The following is a 25775-nucleotide window of genomic DNA, read 5'->3' on the forward strand; positions in this document are numbered from 1 at the left end:
GGGCTGAAGGCGAGGGACTGCGAGTCCCGCCACTCGCCGGGTCGGGCGGCCAGCAGGGTGAGCAGATGGACGCCGACCGCGAACTGGGTGTTCGTGGGCTGTGCCATGACCTCATGGTAAGGGCAGCCGGAGAAACTGTATCTGATGCTGTTACAGTTCTATTCGTAAGCGTCGCAGTTTCGAATTCTGCGAGGTCGGACAGGCCGCTGCGCGCGTTCGCCGCAGACGGCGTCTTTCCGCTCACCACAGACCCCTACCGAGGGAGCCCACCATGGCGATCATCACCGTCTTCGGCGCAACTGGGTACGCCGGCGGCCACATCACCGACGAGGCTTTGCGCCGCGGGCACGAGATTATTGCGGTCAACCGCACCGGCTCCGCCGAGGCCCGTCCCGGGGTCACTCCGGTCGCCGGGTCCATTGATGACGAAACCCTGGTGCGCGACCTGGCGACCAAGTCCGATGTGGTCGTCGTGGCGGTCCACGGCAGCGTCGATGGTGAGCCGTTCCTGCTCCCGCTCGTCCCGTCGCTGCTCTCTGCCGTCGCGGAGGGCGGTGCCCGGCTCGGCGTGGTGGGCGGCGCCGGCAGCCTGCAGGTGGCCGATGGCGGTCCGCGGCTGATCGACGCCCCCGCTTTCCCGGACGTCGTCAAGCCGGAGGCCGGCTCGCACGCACAGGTCCTGGAGGCGCTGAGGGCCACCGGAGCCGACGCGGACTGGTTCTACCTCAGCCCGGCCGCCGAGTTCGGCTCCTGGGTCCCCGGTGAGCGCACCGGCACCTTCCGCCTCGGCGGCGATGTGCTCCTCTCCGACGCCGACGGCAAGTCCTTCATCTCCGGCGCCGACTACGCCATCGCCTTCGTCGACGAGATCGACGAGCCGGCTCACCGTCAGGCCCGCTTCACCGTCGCCTACTGAACCCGGGTCGGACCGGCCCCGGCCAACGGCCGAGACACCCGGACCTGCCCGGCCGCCCGGCATCGTCGGCGCGTCTTTCTCGGCTTCGACTCGGTGTCCGGCACCTGTCGGGCACTCGGCCGACCGACGATGTCCCGCCGTGGAGAACTCGCACACCCGTGCCGCCGCCCCGCAGTCGGTCACCGGACGGCGCCGACAAGGAAAGAGAGACGCGATCATGCTCATCTCTGCGATCGGTACCAAGCGAGCTGTCCGGGTTCTCCTCGCCGCTGCCACAGCCGGTGTGTTGTCGGTCGTGGGCGTCGCTGCCTCGGCGGCATCGCCCCTGTCGGCCTCAGCCGCGTCGGCGGTGGGAGGCGACCGCCAGACCGCTGCGAACAAGGCGATGGTGGTCTACTTCTACGACCAGCTGTGGAACCATGACAATCTGGCGGTCATCGACGAGTTCGTCCGGCCCGACTACATCCAGCACGACCCGCACTCTCCGAACGGCCCCGAGCCGCTGCGGCAGTTGCTGACCAAGCTGTGGGCCGCCAACCCGGACATGCACACCCACATCGACCGGGTCGCCGCCGAAGGCGACCTGGTTCTGCTGTACTCGGACGGCACGGCGGCTCCGGGCGCCAAGACCCAGGCGGTCGTCGACATCTTCCGCGTCCAGGACGGCAAGATCGCCGAACACTGGGACGTGATCCAGGACGCACCGGACAGCACGGCCAGCGGTAACGACATGTTCTCCACGCTGAGCAGCCCGCGCCTGCCGGGGCCGGACCCGCGCGTGTCCACCGCCGCGAGCAAGCGGGTTGTGTCGGCCCTGGTCAGCGAGGTGACCACCGGGCGTGACGTGACCGCCTTCGACCGCTATGTTGCCGGCCCCTACTCCCAGCACGACCCGCAGACGCCCAACGGCACGACCGCGGCCAAGGAGTTCTTCACGTCGACCTTCGCCGCACACCCCGACTTCAGCGTCGGCGTCAAACGGGTCATCGCCGAGGGCGACTACGTCGCGGTCCACTCCAACTACAAGTTCGCCGCCGACGACCGCGGGTTCGCCGTCTTCGACCTGTTCCGGGTCCGTCACGGCAAGGTGGTTGAGCACTGGGACGCCGTTCAGCCGGTTCCGGCCACTTCGGCGAACGACAACACCATGTTCTAGCCGCTCAGCGGCCAGAGCGGCAACGCCGGGGCGAGCTGTAGGCGTGCTCGTTCTCGAGTCCGGGTGACCGGCCGCCCCGGCGGTCGCCGTCGACCGTGTTCCGGGTCTCCCCACCTCGGGGGGACAGGGCACGTTCGTCTTAGTGATTGTCAGGTGCGCGACAAATTAGGCCCTTGGGTTCATCACCGGACAGACCGTGCCGCAGGGGCCATTTCGAGTCTTTCGCAACTCGGATTGCCGCGGTCCGTATGCGGATCGCGCAGTCCGGACGGGATCTCAAGACTGGACGGGTGAGCTCCGGGACGCCTGCCTCGGCTTCCAGGCCCGGTTCCCCGAGCTGTACACCCATACGAAGGAGCGAGCATGTCGGAGAAGCCCACTGTCGGCTGGATCGGAACAGGCAGGATGGGCGCGCAACTCGTCCGGCGGCTGCTGAAGACCGGCTATGACGTCACGGTCTACAACCGCACGGAGGCCAAGGCACAGCCCCTGGTGGAGCAGGGCGCCAGGTTCGTGCCACGCCCGGTGGACCTGTCCGACCGGGACGTGGTGTGCATCATGGTGTCCACCTCCAGTGACCTCGCCGAGGTCACGACCGGCGAGAACGGGCTGCTGACAGACCCGGCCGCGGCTCCGGGCATCATCGTGGACTCGTCGACGGTCTCCGGCCAGGCCAGCGAGGTGCTGCGCGCCGCGGCCGACGAGCGGGGAACCTCACTGCTCGCCGCGCCGGTGAGCGGGAATCCGAAGGTCATCGCCGCGAACAAGCTGACCGCCGCGGTCTCCGGTCCGCGGGACGCGTTCGAGGCGGTCGAGGACCTGCTGGCGCAGTACGGCCGCGGGGTCACCTACGTCGGCGACGGTGAGGCCGCCCGGCTGGTGAAGATCGCCCACAACCTGTTCCTCGGCGTGGTGATCCAGTCCCTGGCGGAGATCACGGTGCTCGCCGAGAAGGGCGGGGTCAGGCGCGCCGACTTCCTGGCTTTCCTCAACGACTCGGTGATGGGCTCGACGTTCACCCGCTACAAGTCGCCGGCGCTGGTCAACCTCGACTTCACGACCACTTTCACCAACGTCCTGCTGCAGAAGGACTTCGACCTGGGCCTGGACGCCGGCCGCGCGCTGGGCGTGCCGATGCCCATCGCGTCCGCCACCCGGCAGATCATCGCCCAGGAGGTCGGAGCGGGCAACACGGAGCTGGACTTCGCCACGCTCATCCTCACCGTCGCGAAGGGGGCGGGGCTGACCTTGGAGGCGGAGAACGTCCCGGTCGACGACGGACTGGAGACGGAGCGGTGAGCCACCGTGACGAACGGGCCTTCGAACGCCCGTCCTTGCGGCCGCCGGGAGTGCGCCCGCTGAGTGCTCCCGGGCAGAACGGGGTGGACTACGAGCACCGCGTCGACTTCGAACGACTGCGCCGCTACCGGCTCTCCCGCGCGCAGGCCGCGCTCGATGCCAGCGACTGCGGCGCGTTCCTGCTCTTCGACTTCTACAACATCCGCTACACGACCCAGACCTGGATCGGCGGCGCGCTGGGCGACAAGATGATCCGCTACGCCCTGCTCAGGCGCGGGCACGACCCCATCCTGTGGGACTTCGGCTCCGCGGTGCGCCACCACAAGCTCTACTCGGACTGGGTGCCGAGCGACAACTACCGTGCCGGCTTCCTCGGCTTCCGCGGAGCGGTCGCCCCCGATGGAGCGGGCCTCATGGTCGATGCCGTCGCGGAGATCAAGTCGCTGCTCACCGAAGCGGGCCTGGCCGACAGCCCGCTCGGTGTGGACATCGTGGAGCCGCCCTTCCTGTTCGAGCTGCAACGGCAGGGCATCACGGTCGCCGATGCCCAGCAGCACATGCTCGACGCGCGGGTGATCAAATCACCCGACGAGATCATGCTGCTCAACCAGGCCGCCGCCATGGTCGACGGGGTCTACCAGGACATCGTCGGGGCCCTGCGGCCCGGCGTGCGGGAGAACGAGATCGTCGCGCTGGCCAACAAACGGCTCTACGAGTACGGGTCCGACCAGGTCGAGGCGATCAACGCGATCTCCGGCGAGCGCTGCAATCCGCACCCGCACAACTTCACCGACCGCATCATCCGCCCCGGCGACCAGGCCTTCTTCGACATCATCCACTCCTACAACGGCTACCGGACCTGCTACTACCGCACCTTCGGCGTGGGCTGGGCGACGGGCAGTCAGCGGGACGCGTACCAGCGGGCCCGCGAGTGGATGGACACGGCACTGGACGCCATCAAACCAGGTGTCGGCAGCGACCAGGTCGCGGCGGTCCTGCCGAAGGCACAGGACTTCGGCTTCGACGACGAACTGTCGGCCTTCGGCCTCCAGTTCGCGCACGGTCTGGGCCTGGGCCTGCACGAGCGGCCGATCATCTCACGGCTGAACTCCATGAAGGACCCGGTCGAACTCCAGGTCGGCATGGTCTTCGCGATGGAGACCTACTGCCCGGCATCCGACGGCGTCTCCGCGGCCCGGATCGAGGAGGAAGTCGTGGTGACGGACTACGGCACCGAGATCCTCACCAGATTCCCGGCGCAGGAGCTGTTCGTCACCAACGCCTACTGACGGGCTCGTGCCCCGGTGGTCTCGGCGATCGCCGAGCAGCCTGTTGAGAAACCTGCCTTACGACATGCGCACAGCTGTCGGGGCGCTGACAACGAAGTCAAGCGAGGAAGGTTCCAGATGACCGTCACAGATCCCACCGTCCGGTCCGCTCTTGCCGAGCAGGAAGAGACGCGTGCTCAGCTCGTGCAGACCGCGCACGAACTCATCCCGTTGCTTCGGAGGAACGGAGAACAGTCCGAGCGCGACCGGAGGCTTGTGGACGAGTCGGCAGCGGCCATGCGATCGGCGGGACTGCTCCAGGCATGCGGTCCTCGCCGGGCCGGCGGCTCGGGAGGCAACGCACAGACCCTGATCGAGGTCGTCGCGGAGCTCTGCCGGGGCGACGGATCGGCCGGGTGGGTCGCGATGATCGCCAACATGACCGCCTGGACGATGGGACTGTTCCCCGACGACGCGCGGGACGCGGTCTACGGCGACGACCCGCACACCGTTTCCATCAGCCAGTTCGGCGCCGGCGGGACCGGCGTACCGACGAAGGACGGCTACCGCATCACCGGACAGTGGCCGTTCGCCTCGGGCTGCCATCAGGCGCAGTGGACGATCAGCGGCTTCCTGGTGGTGGACGGCGCGGGAAAGCCGCAGGAGATCAGGTGGGCGCTCATGCCCATCGCGGAGATGGAGATCAAGGACAGCTGGTTCGTCGCCGGCATGGCCGGCACAGGCAGCAACACCCTCGTCGCCAACGACCTGGTCGTCCCCGCACACTGGACCATTGATGCCGACACCTTCCTGGGACGTACCTTCCCCCGCCGGCACAGCGATGAGGCGGCCTACCGGTCCTCGGTGAGCGCGATCGCATGCCTCGGGCTCGGCGGCCCGCTCCTGGGGATGGCCGAAGCGGTCTGGGACATCACCATGGAGGTGATGAACGGCGGGCGAGCGATCCAGAACTGGAACTACGACGACGCCCGTGAGTCGCCGGGATGGCGCTCGGCACTCGCCGAGGCTCGGGCCGCCATCGACACCGGTCGGCTCCATCTCCTGCGCGGAGCACAGGACCTGGATCGCGCGGCTCAGGAGGACCGCGTGCTCAGCCTCGACGAGCGGGCACGCCTCAAGAGCGACCAGGCGGTGTCCACCACGAACTTCCGGACAGCCGTCGATCTTCTCCTGGACATCAACGGAACGAGGAGCTTCGCACTCTCGAACCCGCTGCAAAGGTTCTGGCGCGACTTCGGCACCGCCAGCCGGCACGGACTGAACAACGGCCCGCTCAACCGCGAAGCCTACGCGCTCAGTCTGACCGGGCTCGACATGGATCGCTACGCCCTTTTCCTGTGAACCTTGCAGGTATTTGCGGTGTCCCCGGTCCGGTTTCGCGAAGCGGATGCGCGTGATTCCGGACCGGATAGCCGGCTGCCCGCGCGAAACCTACCTTCCTGAACAACCGATCAATGGTGACGGAAAAGAGCGAACAATGAGCGATGACGGCGGACGCGGGGTGCTCGCGGTCTCAGGCGTTCCGGTCTATCCGGATGTCCCGACGTACTTCAACATCGGTGGCACGCTCGCCATCTGGGAAGGTGACGACTGGAAGTCGACCTCTCTGTCGTGGAAGACGGGGTGCTACGTCGCCTCGAACCTCACCTTCATGCCAGAGGTGACTTTCGACGGCCCGGACGCGCAGGAACTCCTGTCCCGGCTGAGCATCAACAACGTCCACAAGTGGTCGATCGGCAAATCCAAGCATCTGGTGATGCCCGACGAAAACGGACTCATCGCCAACCACGCGCTGACCGTGCGTGAGGGCGAGGACTCGTTCCGACAGCTTGCCTCCCCCGTGCCGTGGGCCGCCTACAAGGCCCAGTCGCTCGGTCTCGAGGTGCGGATCGGCACACGTGAGATCTTCGTGTTCCAGGTGGCCGGCCCCACGTCGCTGCAGGTCCTGGAGCGGCTGATCGGCGAGCAGTTGCGTGACGTGGCCTTTCTGGCGACCAGGAAGGTGGTCATCGCCGGCGTCGACACAGAGGTCGACATCGAGCTGTCCCGCATCGGCATGGCCGGCACACTCGCCTACGAACTGCGTGGGCCCCTGGAGCACGGGCCCGCCGTGTTCGATGCCGTCTACCAGGCGGGCCAGGGCCTGGGGATCAAGCGTCTGGGATGGCGCACCTACGTCGTGAACCACACCGAAGGGGGCTTTCCCCAGCAAGGCTGCACGTTCATGCCCTCCGCCTACTTCGACGCAGACTTCGTCTCCGATCCCGTGTTCGGGGCGGCGGTCCCCCCGCTGCGCGCGGGAGCGGGTCTGACGGGCAGCGCCGATCCGGACGACCATCGCGCCCGTATGCGCACACCGCACGAGGTGAACTGGGGCTGGATGGCGAAGCTCGACCACGACTTCGTCGGCCGCGAGGCGATCGAGGCGGAGGCAGCCCACCGGCGGCGCAAGACGGTGACGCTGCACTGGAACAAGGAGGACATCCTGGATGTCTTCGCTTCGCAGTTCGAACCGGGCGAGGAGTACAAGCACTTCGAGTTCCCCACCACACCGCAGTCACCGGCCGGCGGACATGCCGACCTCGTCACCCAGGGCGGCAAGGTCGTGGGTGTCTCGTCGCTCGCCGTGTACTCGTACTACTACCGCCAGATGATCTCCCACTGCGTCATCGATGTGGACCAGGCCGAGATCGGCAACGAGGTTGTCGTCCAGTGGGGCGATCACGGCGGCCGGATCAAGCCCGTGCGCGCCGTCGTCGAGCGTTTCCCGTATCTCGATCTGCCCCGCAACGAGGCCGTGGACCTCAGCGCCATCCCCTCCGGCGTGGCCAACGGCTGACATCCGTTGCCTGAAAGGAAAGCGACAGTGACGACCACCCAGACCTCTCCAACGGCAACCGACTCCGGGCGGGAGACACAGGAAGGACGGCTGATCGTACAGGGCCAGGACCGGCCCGGCGTCGTCGCGGCCGTCTCCGCCACGCTGGCCCAGGCGGGAGCGAACATCGTCTCCCTGGACCAGCACTCCACGGACCCGGCCGGAGGACGGTTCTACCAGCGCACCGTGTTCCGCCTGGAGGGGCTGGGCGCCGCTCGACCCCGGCTGGAGAAGGCCCTGGACCGCGAGATCCGCGATGGACTCGGCCTGGAGTGGCGGCTTTCCGAGGCGGGAAAGCGCAAGCGTGTCGCGATCTTCGCCTCCAAGACCGATCACTGTCTGCTGGACCTGCTGTGGCGTCAGCAGCGCGGGGAACTGAACGTCAAGGTCGAGATGGTCGTGTCCAACCATCCCGACCTGGCCGACCAGGTGCGACGCTTCGACATCCCCTACTTCTACGTACCAGTGCGCAACGGGGACAAGAAGACCGCCGAGCAGGAACACCTCAGGCTGCTTCAGGGCAATGTCGACTTCGTCGTCCTGGCGCGCTACATGCAGATCATCTCCGGTGACTTCATCCGTGACGTGGGCGTGCCGATCATCAACATCCACCACTCCTTCCTACCGGCGTTCATAGGTGCCGGTCCGTACCAGAAGGCGAAGGACCGGGGTGTGAAACTCATCGGCGCGACCGCGCACTACGTGACCGAGGACCTCGACGAGGGCCCCATCATCGAGCAGGACGTCGTACGCGTCTCCCACGCGGACGCCACCCGGGACCTGGTCCGACGCGGCGCGGACGTCGAACGCCTGGTGCTCGCCCGCGCGGTGGCCTGGCACGCCGAGGACCGGGTGCTTCGCGACGGCAACTCGACCATCGTGTTCCCAACATGACCGCGACGATCATCGACGGCACGGCGCTCGCCGCGGAAAGCCGCAAGGAGACCGCCGAAAGCGTCGCCGCGTTCACGACCGCGCACGGCTGGGCGCCGGGACTGGCCACGGTCCTGGCCGGCGACGACCCAGCCAGCGAGGTGTACGTCCGCCGCAAGCGGAAGGCGGCCGCGGAAGCCGGGCTGCAGGACTTCCATCATCACCTGCCCGGCGACGCGAGCCACGCGCAGGTGGCCGCGCTGCTGAGCGAACTCGCCGAGGACCGGCGTGTCAGCGGCATCCTCCTCCAACTCCCTTTGCCCGACGGCCTGGACCGTCACGCCCTGGTGGATCTCATCCCCGTCGAGAAGGACGTCGACGGGCTCACCACGGCAAGCCAGGGCCTGCTGGCACGGGGCCTGCCCGGACTGCGGCCCTGCACGCCCGGCGGGGTCATCCGGATGCTCGACTCCGCCGGGGTCCGGCTGGACGGTGCCGAGGCCGTGGTCGTCGGCCGCTCCGAACTGGTCGGGCACCCGGCCGCCGAGCTGCTGCTGCGCCGCGGCGCGACCGTGACCATCGCCCACTCGCGTACGCGTGCGCTTGAGGAGGTGACGCGGCGCGCCGACGTGCTCGTCGCCGCCGCCGGCCTTCCCGGCCTCATCACGGCCGAGCATGTCCGCCCCGGCGCAGCCGTCATCGACGTCGGCATCCACCGCACCGAGAACGGCCTGACCGGCGACGTGCGATTCGCCGAGGTCTGCCGAACCGCGGGGTGGATCACGCCGGTTCCCGGCGGGGTCGGCCCTATGACCATCGCCATGCTGCTGGCCAACACGATCGCCGCCGCGGAGAGCGCGATCGGCACGACGACACTCTGAGGGCCGCCTCCATGAGGCATCGTCCGGCGTCTTGGTTTCCGGGACCAACCGGGGCGGGTCGATTTGGTCCGACAGGGCAAGAGACCGACCCCATATGCCTGATTCCATCGAACCGTCAGTGGGTCAGCGGGACTGAGCCGCGACCAGCGCGGGCAGCGCCGCCTAGCGTAGGAGGAAACATTGGCGACTCTCGATGAAGCCACGGTGCCGGACACAGCGGGATTGGTGGGGACGGCCAACGATCTGATCCCCCTGCTGAGGCGGAACGCCGAGCAGTCCGAGCGGGACCGCCGGCTCACCTCGGAGACGGAGGACGTCCTGCGCTCCGCGGGTCTCTTCCAGGCGCTGACCCCCCGGAGGGCCGGCGGCGCCGGGGGCAACGTCCGGACCCTGGTCGAGCTCACGGCCGAGATCTCCCGCGGTGACTCCTCCGCCGGATGGGTCGCGTTCATCGCCAACACCACGGCGTTCGCCATGGGTCTGTTCAACGACGATGTTCGTGCCGCGGTCTACGACGACCCCCGCAACGTCGCGGTCAGCCAGTTCGGCCCGAGCGGGACGGCGACCGTGGTGGACGGCGGATACCGCATCACCGGACGGTCGGGCTTCTCCTCCGGGTGCTACCAGGCCCAGTGGAACATGAGCGGTTTCCTCGTCCCCGACGAGGACGGGAAGCCGAAGGAACTCGGTTACGCGCTGATGCCCACCTCCGCGCTCACCATCGACGACACGTGGAACATGGCCGGGATGGCCGGCACAGGCAGCAACACCTTCGTCTCCGACGACGTCTTCGTGTCGAGCGAGTTCACGGTGGACTTCGACACGTTCCAGGGCTACAAACTGTTCGAGCCCTGGCACGAGGACGAGACGATCTACCGTGCCCCACTGGGGCCGGTCGCCTGTCTGGGAATCAACGGTCCGCTCATGGGCATGGCGGAAGCGGCCTATGACTTCGCTCTGGAGACGATGACCTCGGGCAAGCCCGTCAACTACTGGAAGTTCGAGGACCGGCGTCTGGCCCCCAGCTACCGGTTCTCCCTCGCCGACGCCCGGATGACCATCGACACGGGACGGTTCCACCTCCTGAGGGCGGCTGACGACCTGGACCGTATCGCCAGTGAGGGCCGGCTGCCCGATGTCTCCGAGAAGGCACGGGTCCGGGGCGACTCGTCGATCGCGGCCCGCAGCTTCCGGGACGCGGTCACTCTGCTGCTCGACATCAGCGGCACCAGCAGTTTCGCCCTCTCCAACCCGCTCCAGCGGATCTGGCGGGACATCACGGTCGCCACGAGCCATGGCCTCAACAACATCCTGCTCAACCGAGAGCTGTACGCCCTCGACCTCGTCGGGCTGGACGCCCAGGAGATCGGCCTGATCTGACGCCCTGCCGTCAGACGCCTGTGTCCGCCTGGTTCGGCTCCAGCCCGTCGACCGGAGCCGAACCGGCATCCCAGACCGTGGGAACCCGCAGCAACTGGAGATCCCCATGACCGAAGCCGCCGGGGCCCTGGAATCCCCCACCCCATCGGCCCTGCCGTCAGTGTTCCGCGAGGTCATGGCCGCGGTGTGCACCCCCGTCTCCGTCGTGACCGCGATCCGCGAGGGGCGGCCGCACGGCACCACCGTCAGCGCCTTCGCCTCACTGTCCATGAACCCCCCGATGATCCTGGTGTCCCTCGACCGCTCCTCCGAACTGCTGGCGGTGATCCGTGAGTCCGGTGCCTTCGGAGTCAACGTTCTCAGCAGTGGCCAGTCGGCACTCGCCCGGCAGTTCGCCACCAAGGGCGGAGCCGGCAAGTTCACCGGCGTCCGGTGGCAGGTCGAAGCCCGGGTACCGCGGCTGCCGGACGCCGGCGGCTTCCTCGCCTGCGACGCGGTCCGGTTCGTCGAGGGCGGTGACCATGTTGTCCTGCTCGGTCTGGTACGGGCCGCGGACACGGTCTCGGGACCGCCGCTGACGTATCACGCCCGGAGCTTCGGCACCCATACGGCACTCGAGGAACGGTCCGCGTGAGCCACACCTCCCCGGCCACGGCCTCCCGCACCATGGGAGGTAGCTGGACCCGGCGGTTGCGGCCTGTGCAGCAGGACGGGCCCGAGCCCATGTGCCACCCGCGTCTGCTGGAGCTGGCCCTGAAACGGGTCGGTCCGCAGCCGGTGGCCTGGGCGGTCGAAGTCGGGCTGGACCTGGCCCGACGCTGCACCGACCTCATCCCGTACCTGGGTGGGGGCGAGCAGGCGGTCCGGGCCATGCGCCCGACGACCGAGTCGCTCGCCATCAGCATGCTCCTGGCCCTCGACGCAGGTGAGCACCCTGCGGCCGACCTGATCCCCGGAGCCGATCGGGACATCCTGGCGCTGATCCACCGCCGAGTGCCGATAGAGCGCGTATGGTCCGCCCAGAGAGAGGGCCACGCACAGCTCGCCGAGCACTACTTGAGCGCCTGTCGCCATCTCGTGCCCGAGTCCGAGCAAGCCGGTCAGATGGAGTCGGTGTCGCGGATCCTCTTCGAGGTCGCCAATTCCTTCGCCGAGCGCTCGAGTGAGGTGTTCCTCGTCGAAGAGCGTCGTTGGCTGGCCAGGGCGGCTGCGGCACGCGACGACCTGGTGCGCGCTGTCCTCGCTCGGAAGGACGTCGACGCCGCGGCTGCCTCCCGGGAGTTGGGATACGACCTGACGGACTCCTACCACGTCGGTCTGATCCTGCGGCAGGACGACTCGGAGGTCGTCGACACGGTCTGGCTCCCTCGCGCGACGTCGTCGTTGCTGCGCAGCGCCGGCGCGGTGGCACAGATCGTCATGCCGGCGGACCACGGCGAGGTATGGGCTTGGGCGGCTTTCCGGAAACGGCCGGACACACGTCCGTTCCCCGCCGTGGACCTGCCCCACGCGCTCGTCGCCGTCGGGCGGGTACGGCGTGGGATCGAGGGCTTCCGTTCCACCCATGACGAGGCGCGGGCCGCCGCCCGACTGGTCGGGCTCGACTCCACTCGGGACTCGGGTGGTCGGATGGTGTACTACGACGACGTGAGCCTGATGACGTTGCTCAGCGTCGACGGCGACCGGGCCGTGAGTTTCATGCGGGACGAACTCGGAGCCTTGTACCAGCAGGGAGAGGCACTGCGGGTGCTGCGTGAGACGGTACGGGCCTACCTGGAGTGCAACTGCAGCCCTCAGCACGCGTCACGTCGGCTGACGGTCGCCAAGAACACGGTCGTCTACCGGGTCTCCCGCGCGGAGGAACTCCTCGGTCGTGAAGTCAAGTCCCGGCAGCTCGAGTTGTGGGCGGCACTGAGCCTCGCCGAGATCATCGAGCCGTGACGGCCGGCAGGCCTTACTGCGGCAGGTCGATGCCGTACTCGCGGATCTTGCGGTAGATGGTCGCACGGGAGACGCCGAGCACCAGGGCCGCTTTGTTCTTGTTGCCGTTCGCGTCGAGCAGGCTGCGCACGATCGCGTCGCGTTCGAGGGACTCCATGGGACTGAGGACCCGGCGAGCGACACTCTGGCACTCGGGCGGCAGGTCACCGGGCTCGATCACGCCGGATCTGCGGTGCTGGGCCACCGCGCTCAGGACCTGCCGGAGTTGGGCGACGTTCCCGGGCCAGGTGTGGCGCATCAGCAGCCGGATCGTGGCGGGAGAGCAGGCCAGTGACGCGGTGGAGGTCAGTTTGACCAGGAGGAAGGGTGCGAGTTCTCGGATGTCGTCGATACGGTGGCGCAGCGGCGGAATCTCCACGGAGGCGGGGAAGACGCCCAGCACGTCGGCGAGGCCGTGATCCTGAGCGAGAAAACCGTGCGTCGCCGCCACCCAGCGTCGTCGCCCGGCCTGCGCGTCGGCACGGCGATGCCGCAGCAGCAGGGTGGCGACGGCCTGGACGGCCTCGGCGGGCAGCCGGTCGATGTGCTGGATGACGAGAGTGCCGCTGGTGTCGCGCAGCTCCTGACTCAGGTGAGCAAGGAAGTCGGTGGTGTCGGTCGCCTCGGCGGCATCGAGCACGTGGAAGCGCCCGGCCGGGGCGTAATGACGGTCCACAGCACGGAGCAGGGCGAGTTTGCCGGTGCCGGCCTCGCCGCGGACGGTGATCCATTCGCCGCTCTGGTAGTGCGCGCACACCTGGTCGCAGAATCGCTGCCATGTGCTGGAGGATCCGGCGAGACCGGGCAGCAGGCGGTGGCGGACCGGCGTGTCGGACGGTGTCCCGGCCGTGGCGCCGGTGAGCCGGGCCCGGATGACTCCGCCGGCGGGGCCGCTCTCGGTGTGGACCGGGGCGCAGAACAAACGGGCCCTGCCCCCACTGGGCAGGGTCACGTCGATCGTTGCGCGTTTGCTGCCCATCATCGCCTCGGCCGCTGTGGCGAGCAGCGTTGTCTGGTCCGAGGCGCTCAGGACCTGCCGGGCGTGGTCGTTCATCATCACCACGTCGTTGTTGAGGGCGAAGACGATGCCGCCGCTGTGCCGGCACGCCCTCAGGTACTCCTGGAACAGGGCGAACTCGCGCAGCCCGGTGAGGGTGGTGAGCTCTTGTTCGATCTGCCGGGCGGTGGTCTTCGCCAGCGCCAGCATGAGAGGTGAGGCGTCACGGGTCCAGCAGGTGAGGTCGAGCAGCCCGAGCTGCCGGCCGGAGACCGGATGGCGCACCGGTACCCCGGCGCAGCCGAGGTCCTCGAGATCTTCGGCATAGTGCTCGTGTCCGAAGACGCAGGTGGCCTGTCCGCCCTCCAGAGCTGTGCCGATGCCGTTGGTGCCCACGTACTGTTCCGCGTAGGAGAAGCCGGGAGCGAGCTGTACCTGGTCCAGCCGACGCTCCAGCCGGCCGTCGGAGGTGTGCCGGTCCAGGACCACCCCCGTCGGATCGGTGAGGATGATGCTGACCCGCTCGTCGCTCAGCTGTTCCCGCAGCCGGCTCAGGATCGGAGCGGCGGCACGCGTCAGCGGAGTCTCGAGGTTGGGGTCCTTGACGTACGCGAGCCGTACGTGGTCGGCGGCTACGTTCCACGTCCGTGATCTCGTCCAGGAGGCTGCGATGGTCTCCCTGACCTGGCCCGGGTCCACGGTGCCGCCGGTCAGGAACCGTTCCCGTGTCTTCGCCAGAACCCGCCCCGCGCGCGGTTGCGGACTCATTGAGTAGGTCGAGGACACGTCGCATCCCTGCCCGCCGTTGACGGTGCTCTGATCGAGCACGTTGCAAGCATGTAACCAGGCAACCTCGGCCGACGGAAGCGGGCTGATTGTCTCAAATTGAGACCGCACGTGCCCATCAGATGCCGTGTGATTCCTCGCACCAGGACGTTACGCCGGAGTTTCCGTGAACGCGGCAACTCCGGCCGCACGCGGGCGATCGGCGTTGTCGCGGGCGCCGGAGCCACGCACTCGCCATCCAGGAGGCATTCGTGAGCCGACAAAGTCTCAGCAAGGCGCACAAGAAGATCACCGAGCTCTCGTGGGAGCCGACCTTCGCCACACCGGCGAAGCGGTTCGGAACCGACTACAAGTTCGACAAGGCCCCGAAGAAGGACCCGCTCAAGCAGATCCTGCGCTCCTACTTCCCGATGGAGGAGGAGAAGGACAACCGCGTCTACGGCGCCATGGACGGCGCCATCCGCGGCAACATGTTCCGGCAGGTGCAGGAGCGTTGGATGGAATGGCAGAAGCTGTTCCTGTCCATCATCCCCTTCCCGGAGATCTCCGCCGCGCGGGCCATGCCGATGGCCATCGACGCGGTGCCCAACCCCGAGGTCCACAACGGGCTCGCGGTGCAGATGATCGACGAGGTGCGGCACTCGACGATCCAGATGAACCTCAAGCGCCTGTATATGAACCACTACATCGACCCGGCCGGATTCGACATCACCGAGAAGGCGTTCGCGAACAACTACGCCGGCACGATCGGCCGGCAGTTCGGCGAGGGCTTCATCACCGGCGACGCGATCACCGCGGCCAACATCTACCTGACTGTCGTCGCCGAGACCGCGTTCACCAACACCCTCTTCGTGGCCATGCCCTCGGAGGCGGCCGCCAACGGCGACTACCTGCTGCCCACGGTGTTCCACTCGGTGCAGTCGGACGAGTCCCGGCACATCTCCAACGGCTACTCCATCCTCCTGATGGCCCTGGCCGACGAGGACAACCGCAAGCTGCTCGAGCGCGACCTGCGCTACGCCTGGTGGAACAACCACTGTGTGGTGGACGCCGCCATCGGCACGTTCATCGAGTACGGCAGCAAGGACCGCCGCAAGGACCGGGACAGCTACGCGGAGATGTGGCGTCGGTGGATCTACGACGACTACTACCGCAGCTACCTGATCCCACTGGAGAAGTACGGTCTGGTCATCCCGCACGACCTCGTCGAGGAGTCGTGGGACCGGATCTACAACAAGCACTACGTGCACCGGGTCGCCCAGTTCTTCGCCACCGGCTGGCCGGTCAACTACTGGCGCATCGACCCGATGACGGACGCCGACTTCGAGTGGTTCGAGGAGAAGTACCCGGGCTGGTACAACCAGTTCGGCCGCTGGTGGGAGGCGTACAACCGGCTGCGCTACCCCGGCCGCAACAAGCCGATCGCGTTCGAAGAGGTCGGCTACGAGTACCCGCACCGGTGCTGGACGTGCATGGTGCCCGCCCTGATCCGCGAGGACATGGTGGTGGACAAGGTCGACGGCCAATGGCGGACCTACTGCTCGGAGACCTGCCACTGGACGGACAAGGTGGCCTTCCGGTCCGAGTACGAGGGCACCCCGACGCCGAACATGGGCCGGCTGACCGGCAAGCGCGAGTGGGAGACGCTCTACCACGGCCGGGACCTGGCCGACATCATCTCCGACCTCGGCTACGTCCGTGACGACGGCAGGACCCTCATCGCACAGCCGCACCTGGACCTGGACGACCCGAAGAAGCTGTGGACCCTCGACGACATGCGCGGCATCACGTTCGCCAGCCCCAACGTGCTGCTGAACGAGATGTCCGACGCCGAGCGGGAGGCGCACATCGCGGCGTACCGGGCGAACCCGAACGTCACCCCCACGGTGGCCTGACGCCGACACCAGCCGGTTCCCGCTGCGGCGCGCAGCCGCGGTGCGGCGCAGCGGGAGCCCTCCAACTCTTCGAGGAGCGGCATCATGGCCGACACGCACAAGGTGCGATTCGAACCGGTAGGCATAGAGATCGACGCCGACGAGGACGAAACGGTACTCGACGCCGCGTTCCGGCAGGGCGTCATGCTGATCCACGGCTGCAAGGAAGGCCAGTGCTCGGCCTGCAAGTCCTTCCTGCTCGACGGCGACCTCCAGATGGGCCGGTACTCCACGTTCGCCCTTCCGGACTTCGAGAAGGACGAGGGATACGTCCTGCTGTGCCGCTCGCACGTCTACAGCGACACGGAGATCGAACTCGTCAACTACGACGAGGACATGATCCGGTCCGGTCTGCCCGTCGTCACCGTCGAGACCCGCACGGCCGAGGTGGCCGACCTGACGCACGACATCAGCCTGCTGCGGCTGAACCTGCCCGAAGAGCCCGCTTTCCGTTTCCACCCCGGCCAGTACGTGGACATCACCGTCCCGGGAACCGGCGAGCACCGTTCCTTCTCCATGGCCAACGTCTCCGCGGCCGAGGGGTACCTGGAGTTCATCATCAAGCGCTACCCGGGCGGCAGGTTCTCCGGGCTGCTCGAAGACGGCCTCGCGGTCGGGGACCCCCTCGAGGTGGTCGGCCCCTACGGCACCTTCACCCTGCGGGTCAGCTCCGACCGTCGTCTCGTCTTCGTCGGCGGAGGCGCGGGGATGGCCCCCATCCTGTCGCTGCTGCGCCAGATGGCCGAGAGCGGGAACGAACGTGAGGCGGTGTACTACTACGGCGCCCGCACCGAAGCCGACCTGTTCCAGCTTCAGGAGATGGCGCACCTCACCCAGCAGTTGGCTGCCTTCGAGTTCGTTCCGTGCCTGTCCGACAGCTGGCCGGACGACTGGAGCGGAGGGACCGGTCTGGTCACCGACGTGCTCAGGTTTCGGGAGGAGAACCTCGCCGACTGCGACGTCTACCTCTGCGGCCCGCCGCCGATGATCGACTCCGCCCTGCCGCTGCTGGAGCAGCTGGGCGTGCCCGAGGAACAGATCTTCTTCGACAAGTTCACCATCACCGCCGCCGCCGAGGACTGACAGGCCACCGCGAGAACCCCCTTCCATCACGCACAGAAAGGTGCGCGCTCATGTCGCAAGCGGAACAGACCGCGCCACGCAGCTTCCCCCAGATCGAGTTCACCGGGGCGGAAGCGGGTCTGAAGGAGTTCCCCAGCTCGAAGAGCCGCTCGTACAACTACTACACGCCCCAGAAGAAGCGGGCGACGATGTACGAGGACGTCACCGTCGACGTACAGCCCGACCCGGATCGCCACCTCACGCAGGGCTGGATCTACGGCTTCGCGGACGGCAAGGGCGGCTACCCCAAGGACTGGACCGAACTGCGCAGCAGTGACTGGCACCGCTTCCTCGACCCGAACGAGGAGTGGGAACAGACCATCTACCGCAACAACTCCAACGTCGTCCGGCAGATCCAGCTCACCCTGGACAACGCCAAGCAGGCCGGCGCCTACCAGGGATGGCCGACGGCGTGGGTGAGGTTCCTGGAGCGGCACCTGGGTGCCTGGATGCACGCCGAACACGGTCTGGGCATGCACGTGTTCACCTCCGAACAGCGCTCCGCACCCACCAACATGATCAACACCGCGATCGCGGTGAACAGTGCCCACAAGCTGCGCTTCGCCCAGGACCTGGCCCTGTACAACCTGGACCTGTCCGAGGCGGAGATCGGCTTCGACGGCGCGCAGCACAGGAAGACCTGGCACACCGATCCGGTCTGGCAGGGAGTGCGGGAGAACGTCGAGCGGCTTACCGCCATCGGTGACTGGGCCGAGTCGCTCTTCGCCACCAACGTGATCTTCGAATTGCTGGTCGGCGTCCTGTTCCGCAGCCACCTGGTGATGCAGGTCTCCGCCCGCAACGGCGACTACGTCACCCCCACGCTCGTCGGCACCGGCGAGCACGACTACGGACGCGACCTGGGCTACACCCGAGCCCTGTTCCGCATGCTCACCACCGACGAGGAGCACGGCGAGCGCAACCGGGGGACCCTGCAGGGCTGGCTGGAGACCTGGGTGCCGCTGAGCGTCCGGGCGGCCCACGAACTGCAGCCCATCTGGTCGCAGCCGCAGGAGAAGCCGGTCACCTTCGCCGACTCCTACGACGCCGCGGTGGCGGGCTTCCGCGGCCTGCTGTCGGACCTGAACCTCTCCGAGCCGAAGGGGCTGGCCAAGTGACCTCCGTCAACGATCCCAAGTTCGACGTCAACCGCACCTTTTCGAACCTGTGCGGCGTGACGCTGATGAACAACCAGAACGGTCACGTCGTGGCCGAGGTGATGCGTGGCAAGGACGACGTCTCCGTCGAGGAGTACCCCTCGATGATCCGGGTCGACGGCAAGGGGAAGCTGCTGTTCGACTTCGCTGAGATCACCGAGGTGATCGGTTTCGAGTTCGACCAGACCGACTTCGAAGAGATCATGTCCACGCACTACGGCCGGATGGTGCACTTCGACGACAAGACGATGCTCTTCGCCAGCCCCGAGGAAGCAGCGGAGTACATCGACTTCGACCTTCGGCCCGTCCAGTAGCCCACGGCCACCAAGCCGGGGGGCGGGTACGGGGGCGCCCGTCAAGGGCAGCGGCCGCCCTGTGCGCCCCCGTACCCGATGCTCCACCCTGCACCCACCCATCACGAAACCGAGGTAGGCACATGTACACGAAGGACGGCCAGTCGTACTACGTCGTCGACGCCCACGTGGCGCTGTGGGACGCCAGCGTGGAGAACCAGGCCAACCGGTACGGCAAGGGCTTCATCGACTGCTTCTACGACTACCACCGCAATCTCAGCCCCGCTGAATGGCTGTGGCCGCTGGAGAAGTTCCAGAAGTACTCCGAAGCCGACTTCCTCCAGGACGTGTTCCAGGCCGGTCATGTCGACACCGCGATCTTCCAGCCGGCGTACCTGAGCGACTTCTACACCCGCGGCTTCCACCGCAGGGACGCGGCCTTCGCGCTGTACCGGCAGAACCCCGACCGGCTCGTACTCAACGACGCCTGGGACCCCCGGGACGGCCAGGCGGGCCTGGACCGGCTGGAGCGGCTCGCCGGTGAGGCGCCTTTGAAGGGCGTCAAGCTCTACACCGCCGAGTGGCGCGGCGACTCGCGCGGCTGGAAACTCACCGACGAGTGGTCCTACCGGTATCTGGCCAAGTGCGAACAGCTGGGCATCACCAACATCCACATCCACAAGGGCCCGACCATCTACCCGCTGGACCGCGACGCCTTCGACGTGGCCGACGTCGACGCCGCAGCGACCGACTTCCCCGCCCTGAACTTCGTCATCGAGCACGTCGGCCTCCCCAGGCTGGAGGACTTCTGCTGGATCGCCACCCAGGAGCCCAACGTCTACGGCGGTCTCGCCGTGGCGATGCCCTTCATCCACAGCCGGCCCCGCTACTTCGCCCAGATCCTCGGCGAACTGCTGTACTGGATCGGCGAAGACCGCATCCTGTTCGGCAGCGACTACGCCCTGTGGCACCCCAAGTGGCTGGTCGAGCAGTTCGTCGACTTCCAGATCCCCGAAGACCTGCAGTCCGAGTACGGTGCGCTCACCCCGGACATCAAGGCCAAGATCCTCGGCCTGAACGCCGCGAAGCTGTACGACCTCAAGGTGCCGGCCGGAGCGACGACACCGTCTGCCGCGGCAGGGGTGACGGCATGAGCACCGCCGCCGTCACCGTGGCTCAGGAGCGGGTGTGGGAGGCACTGAGCACGGTGCGCGACCCGGAACTCGACCGGCCGATCACCGAACTCGGGTTCGTGACCGAGGCGACCGTGCGCGAGCAGCCCTCGGGACGCTCCGTACTGATCCGGCTGAGGCTGCCGACCTACTTCTGCGCCCCGAACTTCGCCTACCTGATGACCGCGGACGCCCACGCGGCCGTGCGCGCTCTGCCCGGGACGGAGGCGGTCGAGGTCCGGCTGGAGGACCACTTCGCAGCCGACGAGATCAACGCCGCGGTGGCCGCTCGGACGGGGTTCAAGGAGGCCTTCCCCCGGCAGGCGAAGGGGGAACTGGCCGAGCTGCGGCTCACCTTCCTGCAGAAGGGGTATCTGGCCGCGCAGGGCCGGCTCGGCAAGCGGCTGACGGAGCGGGGCTGGACCGTCCGGCAGATGGCCGAGGCCCGGCTGCGGGACCTGCCCGACGACCTGGCCGGCCCCCTCGTCCGCCGGCGCCGGGCCCTCGACCTCGCGAGCGGAGGCGATGAGCCGGTCTTCACCGACGAACTCGGTCGAGGGGTGCTGCCCGCCGAGGTCGAGTCGCACCTGAAGCGGGGACGGACCACAGCGGTGGGCATCGCCGTGAACACCGAACTGTGCGAGGGACTGCTCGCCACCCGCTACGGCCCCCACGAGCCCCCAGCGGAAGTCAGCGCCACCAGCAGGGACCGCCGCGGCGCGGACGCACCCACCGTCGCATCAGGAGATGTCGCATGAAGGCCATACGCCTGCACGAATACCATGGCACGCCGGTCGTCGAGGACGTGCCCGAACCGAAGATCACCGGGCCGCTGGACGTGGTCGTCCGCGTCGGTGGCGCCGGTCTGTGCCGCACCGACCTGCACATCATCGAAGGCCAGTGGGCCGAGAAGTCCAACGTCGCCCTGCCCTACATCCAGGGCCACGAGAACGCCGGTTGGGTCCACGAGGTCGGCAGCGCGGTCACCGGCCTGGCTGTCGGCGACCCGGTGATCCTGCATCCACTGGTCACCTGCGGGCTGTGCCCGGCCTGCCGCCGTGGTGACGACGTGCACTGCCAGAACTCCGCCTTCCCCGGCATCGACACCGACGGCGGCTTCGCCGAACTGGTCAGGACCAACGCACGCGCCGTCGTCAAGCTCGCCCCAGGGCTCGCCCCGGCCGATGTCGCCGCCCTGGCGGATGCCGGGCTGACCGCCTATCACGCGGTGAAGAAGGCGGCGCGGCGTCTCGCGCCCGGCGACAAAGCGGTGATCATCGGCGCGGGCGGACTCGGGCACATCGGCATCCAGGCGCTGCGCGCCCTGAGCCCCGCCGAGTTGATCGTCGTCGACCGATCGCCCCAGGCTCTGGGACTCGCCGCAGCGGTCGGCGCCCACCACACCGTCGCGGCCGACGGCACTCACGTGGAGCAGGTCCTCGAACTCACCGGTGGGCACGGCGCCGAGACGGTGATCGACTTCGTCGGCGAGGGCGGCGCCCTGGAAGACGGCGTGGCCATGCTGCGCCGGGCCGGCGACTATCACGTGATCGGCTACGGCGGGGTCCTGACCGTGCCCACGATCGACATCATCTCCACCGAGATCAACTTCATCGGCAACCTGGTCGGCTCCTACACCGATCTCGCCGAACTGATGGTGCTGGCCGCGCAGGGCGAGGTCGCTCTGCACACCACCGCCTACCCCCTGACCGATTTCGCCCAGGCCCTTCAGGACCTGGACGAGGGGAAGGTCCGCGGCCGGGCAATCCTCGTCCCCTGACCGGCCGTTCAGCGCTCCGCCCCGGGGCGCGGCCGTTTCGTTCGCGGCAACCGTTGCACTGAGTTCTCCGTTTGAAAGGCGGTTACGGACATGGCAAAGGATCTGCGGTTCAACGTCGAGGCGCGACGCCTCCTCGAGACGGGCGTCAACGCTCTGGCGGACGCGGTCAAGGTGACGCTGGGCCCCAAGGGACGCAACGCGGTCATCGAAAAGCTCACCGGCCCGCCGACCATCACCAACGACGGTGTCACCATCGCCCGGGAGATCCAACTGCGCGACCCCTTCGCCAACATGGGCGCCCAGTTGGTCAAGGAGGTCGCCAACAAGACCAACGGCGTCGCCGGGGACGGCACCACGACCGCCACGGTCCTCGCCCAGGCCCTGGTGCGAGAAGGCCTGCTCGCGGTCGACGCCGGCGCGAACCCCATGCTGCTCAAGACCGGCATCAACAAAGCGGTAAACGCCGTGATCGGCGCCTTGCAGTCGCACACCCGGCAGATCACCGGCCAGACGGACCTCGCCCAGGTGGCCACGCTGTCGGCCAACAACGATCCGGAGATCGGCGACACGATCGCGGCGGCGATGTCCCGCGTCGGGCACAGCGGCGTTGTCACGGTCGAGGAATCGCCGTCCTTCGGACTGCACGTCAGCTTCGTGGACGGGGTGGAGTTCGACCACGGATACATCTCGCCCTACATGGTGACGGACACCGACCGGATGGAAGCGGTCCTCGAAGACCCCTACATCCTGCTGACCAACGAGAAGATCTCGAAGGTCCAGTCGCTGATGCCGCTGCTCGAACAGGTCACGCGCAGCGGCAGCCCGCTGGTGATCCTCGCCGAGACCGTGGAAGGCCCGGCTCTCGGCATGCTCGTGACCAACAACGTGCACAACACCTTCAAGTCGGTCGTGGTCAGGGCACCGGGGTTCGGTCACCGGCGCATCGCGGAGCTCGAAGACCTCGCCTCCTTCACCGGCGGACGCGTCGTGACGGCGGACGCGGGCTTGAGCCTGGAAGGTGTCCGGCTGGAGCACCTCGGCCGCTGCAAGAAGATCACCGTCACCGAGTCCGGCACCACCCTGGTCGGCGGTGCGGGCTCCGACGAAGTGGTGTCCGCACGCATCGAGCAGATCAAGCGGGAACTGGAACGTGCGGAGAACGAACACGACCAGGATCACCTGCAGTTGCGCATCGCCCGGCTGTCCGGCAGCGTCGCCGTGATCCATGTGGGAGCGGCGACCGGCGTGGAGCTGAAGGAGATGCAGCACCGGGTCGAGGACTCGCTGTCCGCCACCCGTGCGGCCATCGAGGAGGGCATCGTCGCCGGCGGCGGAACCGCGCTCGCGCAGTGTGCCTCGGCGCTGGACGAACTCGAACTGGACGGTGACGCCGCTGCCGGGCGGGACATCGTCCGACGCGCGCTGGGCGAGCCGCTGCGGTGGATCGCCATCAACGCGGGCTACCCGGGCCAGGAGATCCTCGACCAGGTCGCCACGCTGCCCGCGGGGAACGGATTCAACGCGCTCACCGGAGAGTTCGGTGACATGTTCACCCTCGGGGTGATCGATCCGCTCAAGGTCACCCGTTCCGCGCTGCAGAGCGCAGCGTCCATCGCGGCGCTGCTGCTCACCACCGAAACGCTGGTGGTGGAGGAGATCGTGCAGAACCCGGGCGCGGTCGTGGCTCCGGGCTTCGGCGACCTGGCAGAGGGCCTGGTCCGGCCGTCGAACATCTACTGACATCTACTGACCGGCTCGCGCCACGAAGGCGCCACAGGGAGGTCACGGCTGTGTTCATGTCCAAACCGGCCCGGTCGCGGGGAAGACACCGGGCCGGCCCTGCGGCGCAGCGGCTGCTGCCGGTCGCCGGGAGAGCGTCTGTGGTCGGCGGTCCGTCCGCCGGGGCGCCGGCCCAGCTCTCCGAGGCCTCGTCAGCCGTTCCCAGCGTTCTCGAACAGGTGTTGGCCAAGGGGCGGCTGCGGGCCATGTCGGCGATGCTCGGGCCGGCGTTCATCGCGGCGGTCGCCTACGTCGATCCGGGCAACTTCGCGACCAATCTGCAAGGCGGAGCCCACTACGGCTACCAGCTGCTGTGGGTGGTGCTGCTCGCAAACCTGATGGCCATGCCGGTCCAGTACCTGTCGGCCAAGCTCGGGATCGCGACCGACCGCAATCTGCCCGAACTCGTCCGCGAGCACTACCCCCGGCCGGTCACTTGGGGAATGTGGGTGCAGGCCGAGATCATCGCGATGTCAACGGACATCGCCGAGTTCCTCGGCGCCGCCATCGGACTGAACCTGCTGTTCGGAGTGCCGATGCTTCCCGCGGGCGTGATCGCGGGCGTGGTCGCGTTCGGGATCCTCGCACTGCAGAACCGCGGCTACCGCCGCTTCGAACTGGCCGTCACCGCGTTCCTGGCCGTCATCTTCGCCGGTTTTTTGTACGACACGCTCCAGGTCGGCCCCTCGGCACGCGAATCGCTGGGCGGGCTCCTGCCCACCCTGAACGGCAGCGACTCGCTGTACCTCGCGGTCGGAATCATCGGTGCGACGGTGATGCCTCACGCCGTCTACCTCCACTCGGCGCTGACACGCGGCCGTATGCCGTGTCGCGACGACGCGGAACGGCAGCGCGTCCTGCGCTTCGAGCGGTTCGACGTCATCCTCGCGCTGGGGCTGGCCGGCGGAGCCAACATGGCCATGCTCGTCGTGGCGGCCAAACTCTTCCACACCCCCGCCCTGTCGGGCCTGAGCACCATTCAACAGGCCCATACGGAGATCGCACATCTCGTGGGCGGTACCGCGGCGTTGGCGTTCGCGGTCGCGCTGCTCGCCTCGGGCGTCTCCTCATCGAGCGTGGGTACCTACGCCGGTCAGGTCGTCATGGCCGGCTTCGTCGACCTCCGCGTACCTGTCCTGCTGCGCCGTGCGATCACGATGATCCCGGCCTTCGTCGTTCTGGCGACCGGGGTGAACCCCACCGACGCCCTCGTCCTGAGTCAGGTCGTGCTCTCCTTCGGCATCCCCTTCGCGCTGGTACCGCTGGTCACCCTCACCTCGCGGCGCGACGTCATGGGAATCCACGTCAACGGCCCGGTCACGAAGGCGGTCGCATGGGTCATCGCCTCGCTGGTCATCGCGCTCAATGCCTTCCTGCTCCAGGTTCAGTTCCTCAGCTGACTCGGCGTACCGGCAGACCAACCGATCTCGTACGGAAGATGACAGCCATGTCTCAGACGCTGCACATGTTCGCAGTTCGCGTCACCACCGCAGGCGCGCTGGGCGCCGCCTACATGGTCCTGTACAAGGCCGCCCTGCGCCGTGTGGACTTCGACCTGATCCCGGTCTCGGCCCTGCGCAGGGTGCGGTGGTGGAGCACCCACGCCACCGTGGTGCTCGCCGTCAGCCTGACGCTGACCGTTCTGGGCCTCGTCCTCAGCACAGCCACGTGACGTCACGTCCCGACCCCACCTCGAGCTCGAACGAACCGGATCAAAGGAGGACAGCGTGATCTTCATCGCGGTCAAGTTCACGGTGCGGCCGGACCGGGCCGATGACTGGCTCGCCTTGGTGGATGATTTCACCCAGAAGACCCGGCGGGAGCCGGGCAACATCTTCTTCGAATGGTCGAGGAGCGTCGGCGTTCCCCACCAGTTCGTCCTTCTGGAGGCATTCGCGTCGCCCGCTGCGGGCGAGACGCATGTCGACTCCGATCACTTCAACACCGCCATGGCCTGGATGCCGAAGGTGATCGCGAAGAAACCCGAGATCATCCACGTGGAGACAGAGGGCTCCGGGTGGGGGCAGATGGCTGAACTCACACCGGCCGAGGACGGGTGAGGCCTCGGCTCGACGGTGTGCGGGGAGCGGAAGTCCGGGCCCC

23 protein-coding genes are annotated in these 25775 nt (G+C 67.8%); 22 read left to right on the top strand and 1 reads right to left on the bottom strand.

Going from position 1 to position 25775, the window contains the following annotated elements:
* Positions 1 to 271: 271 nt before the first annotated feature.
* The 11 genes from ABZ453_RS45200 to ABZ453_RS45250 all read left to right on the top strand — a co-directional run bounded on the left by ABZ453_RS45200 (position 272) and on the right by ABZ453_RS45250 (position 12613).
* Complete coding sequence (locus tag ABZ453_RS45200) at positions 272 to 916, top strand: NAD(P)H-binding protein (RefSeq protein WP_359024998.1); 645 nt, start codon at positions 272 to 274, stop codon at positions 914 to 916.
* A gap of 217 nt (positions 917 to 1133) precedes the next feature.
* Positions 1134 to 2072, top strand: coding sequence for an ester cyclase (locus ABZ453_RS45205; protein ID WP_359024999.1), 939 nt, complete (start codon positions 1134 to 1136; stop codon positions 2070 to 2072).
* Between the two features lie 363 nt (positions 2073 to 2435).
* Positions 2436 to 3371, top strand: coding sequence for an NAD(P)-dependent oxidoreductase (locus ABZ453_RS45210; RefSeq protein WP_359025001.1), 936 nt, complete (start codon positions 2436 to 2438; stop codon positions 3369 to 3371).
* Entirely contained in the window at positions 3368 to 4660 is a 1293-nt protein-coding gene (locus ABZ453_RS45215; protein ID WP_359025003.1) for a Xaa-Pro peptidase family protein, read from the top strand. Before ABZ453_RS45210 ends, ABZ453_RS45215 begins: the two co-directional genes overlap by 4 nt.
* Before the next feature lie 117 nt (positions 4661 to 4777).
* Positions 4778 to 6001 carry an acyl-CoA dehydrogenase family protein gene (locus ABZ453_RS45220; protein WP_359025005.1) on the top strand — a complete coding sequence of 408 codons (1224 nt, stop codon included), beginning with the start codon at positions 4778 to 4780 and terminating at the stop codon, positions 5999 to 6001.
* A 46-nt stretch (positions 6002 to 6047) separates the two neighbouring features.
* A complete protein-coding gene (locus ABZ453_RS45225) occupies positions 6048 to 7499 on the top strand; it encodes an aminomethyl transferase family protein (protein ID WP_359025007.1) in 1452 nt (483 codons plus the stop codon).
* 27 nt (positions 7500 to 7526) lie between these two features.
* Positions 7527 to 8432, top strand: coding sequence for a formyltetrahydrofolate deformylase (purU, locus tag ABZ453_RS45230; RefSeq protein ID WP_359025009.1), 906 nt, complete (start codon positions 7527 to 7529; stop codon positions 8430 to 8432).
* Positions 8429 to 9292, top strand: a complete 864-nt coding sequence (gene folD, locus ABZ453_RS45235; protein WP_359025011.1) for a bifunctional methylenetetrahydrofolate dehydrogenase/methenyltetrahydrofolate cyclohydrolase FolD — start codon at positions 8429 to 8431, stop codon at positions 9290 to 9292. Before purU ends, folD begins: the two co-directional genes overlap by 4 nt.
* 180 nt (positions 9293 to 9472) lie before the next feature.
* Positions 9473 to 10672 (top strand): oxidoreductase, encoded by a 1200-nt coding sequence (locus tag ABZ453_RS45240; protein WP_359025013.1) that lies wholly within the window; start codon positions 9473 to 9475, stop codon positions 10670 to 10672.
* 106 nt (positions 10673 to 10778) lie between these two features.
* A complete protein-coding gene (locus ABZ453_RS45245) occupies positions 10779 to 11306 on the top strand; it encodes a flavin reductase family protein (protein WP_359025014.1) in 528 nt (175 codons plus the stop codon).
* Complete coding sequence (locus tag ABZ453_RS45250) at positions 11303 to 12613, top strand: helix-turn-helix domain-containing protein (RefSeq protein WP_359025015.1); 1311 nt, start codon at positions 11303 to 11305, stop codon at positions 12611 to 12613. Before ABZ453_RS45245 ends, ABZ453_RS45250 begins: the two co-directional genes overlap by 4 nt.
* 13 nt (positions 12614 to 12626) lie before the next feature.
* On the opposite strand, the gene ABZ453_RS45255 is transcribed toward ABZ453_RS45250, so the two are convergent.
* Positions 12627 to 14477, bottom strand: coding sequence for a GAF domain-containing protein (locus ABZ453_RS45255; RefSeq protein ID WP_359025017.1), 1851 nt, complete (start codon positions 14475 to 14477; stop codon positions 12627 to 12629).
* A gap of 209 nt (positions 14478 to 14686) precedes the next feature.
* Between ABZ453_RS45255 and ABZ453_RS45260 the strand changes: the two genes are divergently transcribed.
* From ABZ453_RS45260 to ABZ453_RS45310, 11 genes are all read left to right on the top strand, one after another.
* Positions 14687 to 16330: a methane monooxygenase gene (locus ABZ453_RS45260; RefSeq protein ID WP_359025019.1), complete on the top strand. Its 1644-nt coding sequence runs from the start codon at positions 14687 to 14689 to the stop codon at positions 16328 to 16330.
* A gap of 84 nt (positions 16331 to 16414) precedes the next feature.
* Positions 16415 to 17452 (top strand): FAD-binding oxidoreductase, encoded by a 1038-nt coding sequence (locus ABZ453_RS45265; RefSeq protein WP_359025021.1) that lies wholly within the window; start codon positions 16415 to 16417, stop codon positions 17450 to 17452.
* Positions 17453 to 17502: 50 nt separating this feature from the next.
* Positions 17503 to 18609, top strand: coding sequence for an aromatic/alkene monooxygenase hydroxylase subunit beta (locus ABZ453_RS45270; RefSeq protein WP_359025023.1), 1107 nt, complete (start codon positions 17503 to 17505; stop codon positions 18607 to 18609).
* Positions 18606 to 18962: a propane 2-monooxygenase effector subunit MimD gene (gene mimD / locus ABZ453_RS45275; RefSeq protein ID WP_359025025.1), complete on the top strand. Its 357-nt coding sequence runs from the start codon at positions 18606 to 18608 to the stop codon at positions 18960 to 18962. The genes ABZ453_RS45270 and mimD overlap by 4 nt, the downstream gene beginning before the upstream one ends.
* 122 nt (positions 18963 to 19084) lie before the next feature.
* Positions 19085 to 20095, top strand: a complete 1011-nt coding sequence (locus ABZ453_RS45280) for an amidohydrolase family protein (RefSeq protein WP_359025027.1) — start codon at positions 19085 to 19087, stop codon at positions 20093 to 20095.
* Entirely contained in the window at positions 20092 to 20871 is a 780-nt protein-coding gene (locus tag ABZ453_RS45285; protein ID WP_359025030.1) for an iron-sulfur cluster assembly protein, read from the top strand. The genes ABZ453_RS45280 and ABZ453_RS45285 overlap by 4 nt, the downstream gene beginning before the upstream one ends.
* Entirely contained in the window at positions 20868 to 21893 is a 1026-nt protein-coding gene (locus ABZ453_RS45290) for an NAD(P)-dependent alcohol dehydrogenase (protein WP_359025032.1), read from the top strand. The genes ABZ453_RS45285 and ABZ453_RS45290 overlap by 4 nt, the downstream gene beginning before the upstream one ends.
* Positions 21894 to 21983: 90 nt before the next feature.
* Positions 21984 to 23633, top strand: coding sequence for a chaperonin GroEL (groL, locus tag ABZ453_RS45295; RefSeq protein WP_359025034.1), 1650 nt, complete (start codon positions 21984 to 21986; stop codon positions 23631 to 23633).
* 140 nt (positions 23634 to 23773) lie between these two features.
* Positions 23774 to 25072 (top strand): Nramp family divalent metal transporter, encoded by a 1299-nt coding sequence (locus ABZ453_RS45300; protein WP_359025036.1) that lies wholly within the window; start codon positions 23774 to 23776, stop codon positions 25070 to 25072.
* A gap of 47 nt (positions 25073 to 25119) precedes the next feature.
* Positions 25120 to 25344 (top strand): hypothetical protein, encoded by a 225-nt coding sequence (locus ABZ453_RS45305; RefSeq protein WP_359025038.1) that lies wholly within the window; start codon positions 25120 to 25122, stop codon positions 25342 to 25344.
* Between the two features lie 55 nt (positions 25345 to 25399).
* Positions 25400 to 25732, top strand: coding sequence for a putative quinol monooxygenase (locus ABZ453_RS45310; RefSeq protein ID WP_359025040.1), 333 nt, complete (start codon positions 25400 to 25402; stop codon positions 25730 to 25732).
* The last annotated feature ends 43 nt before the right edge of the window (positions 25733 to 25775 follow it).

The organism is Streptomyces sp. NPDC005799, assembly GCF_040630525.1.
In the GTDB taxonomy this organism is placed as follows: domain Bacteria; phylum Actinomycetota; class Actinomycetes; order Streptomycetales; family Streptomycetaceae; genus Streptomyces; species Streptomyces griseorubiginosus_B.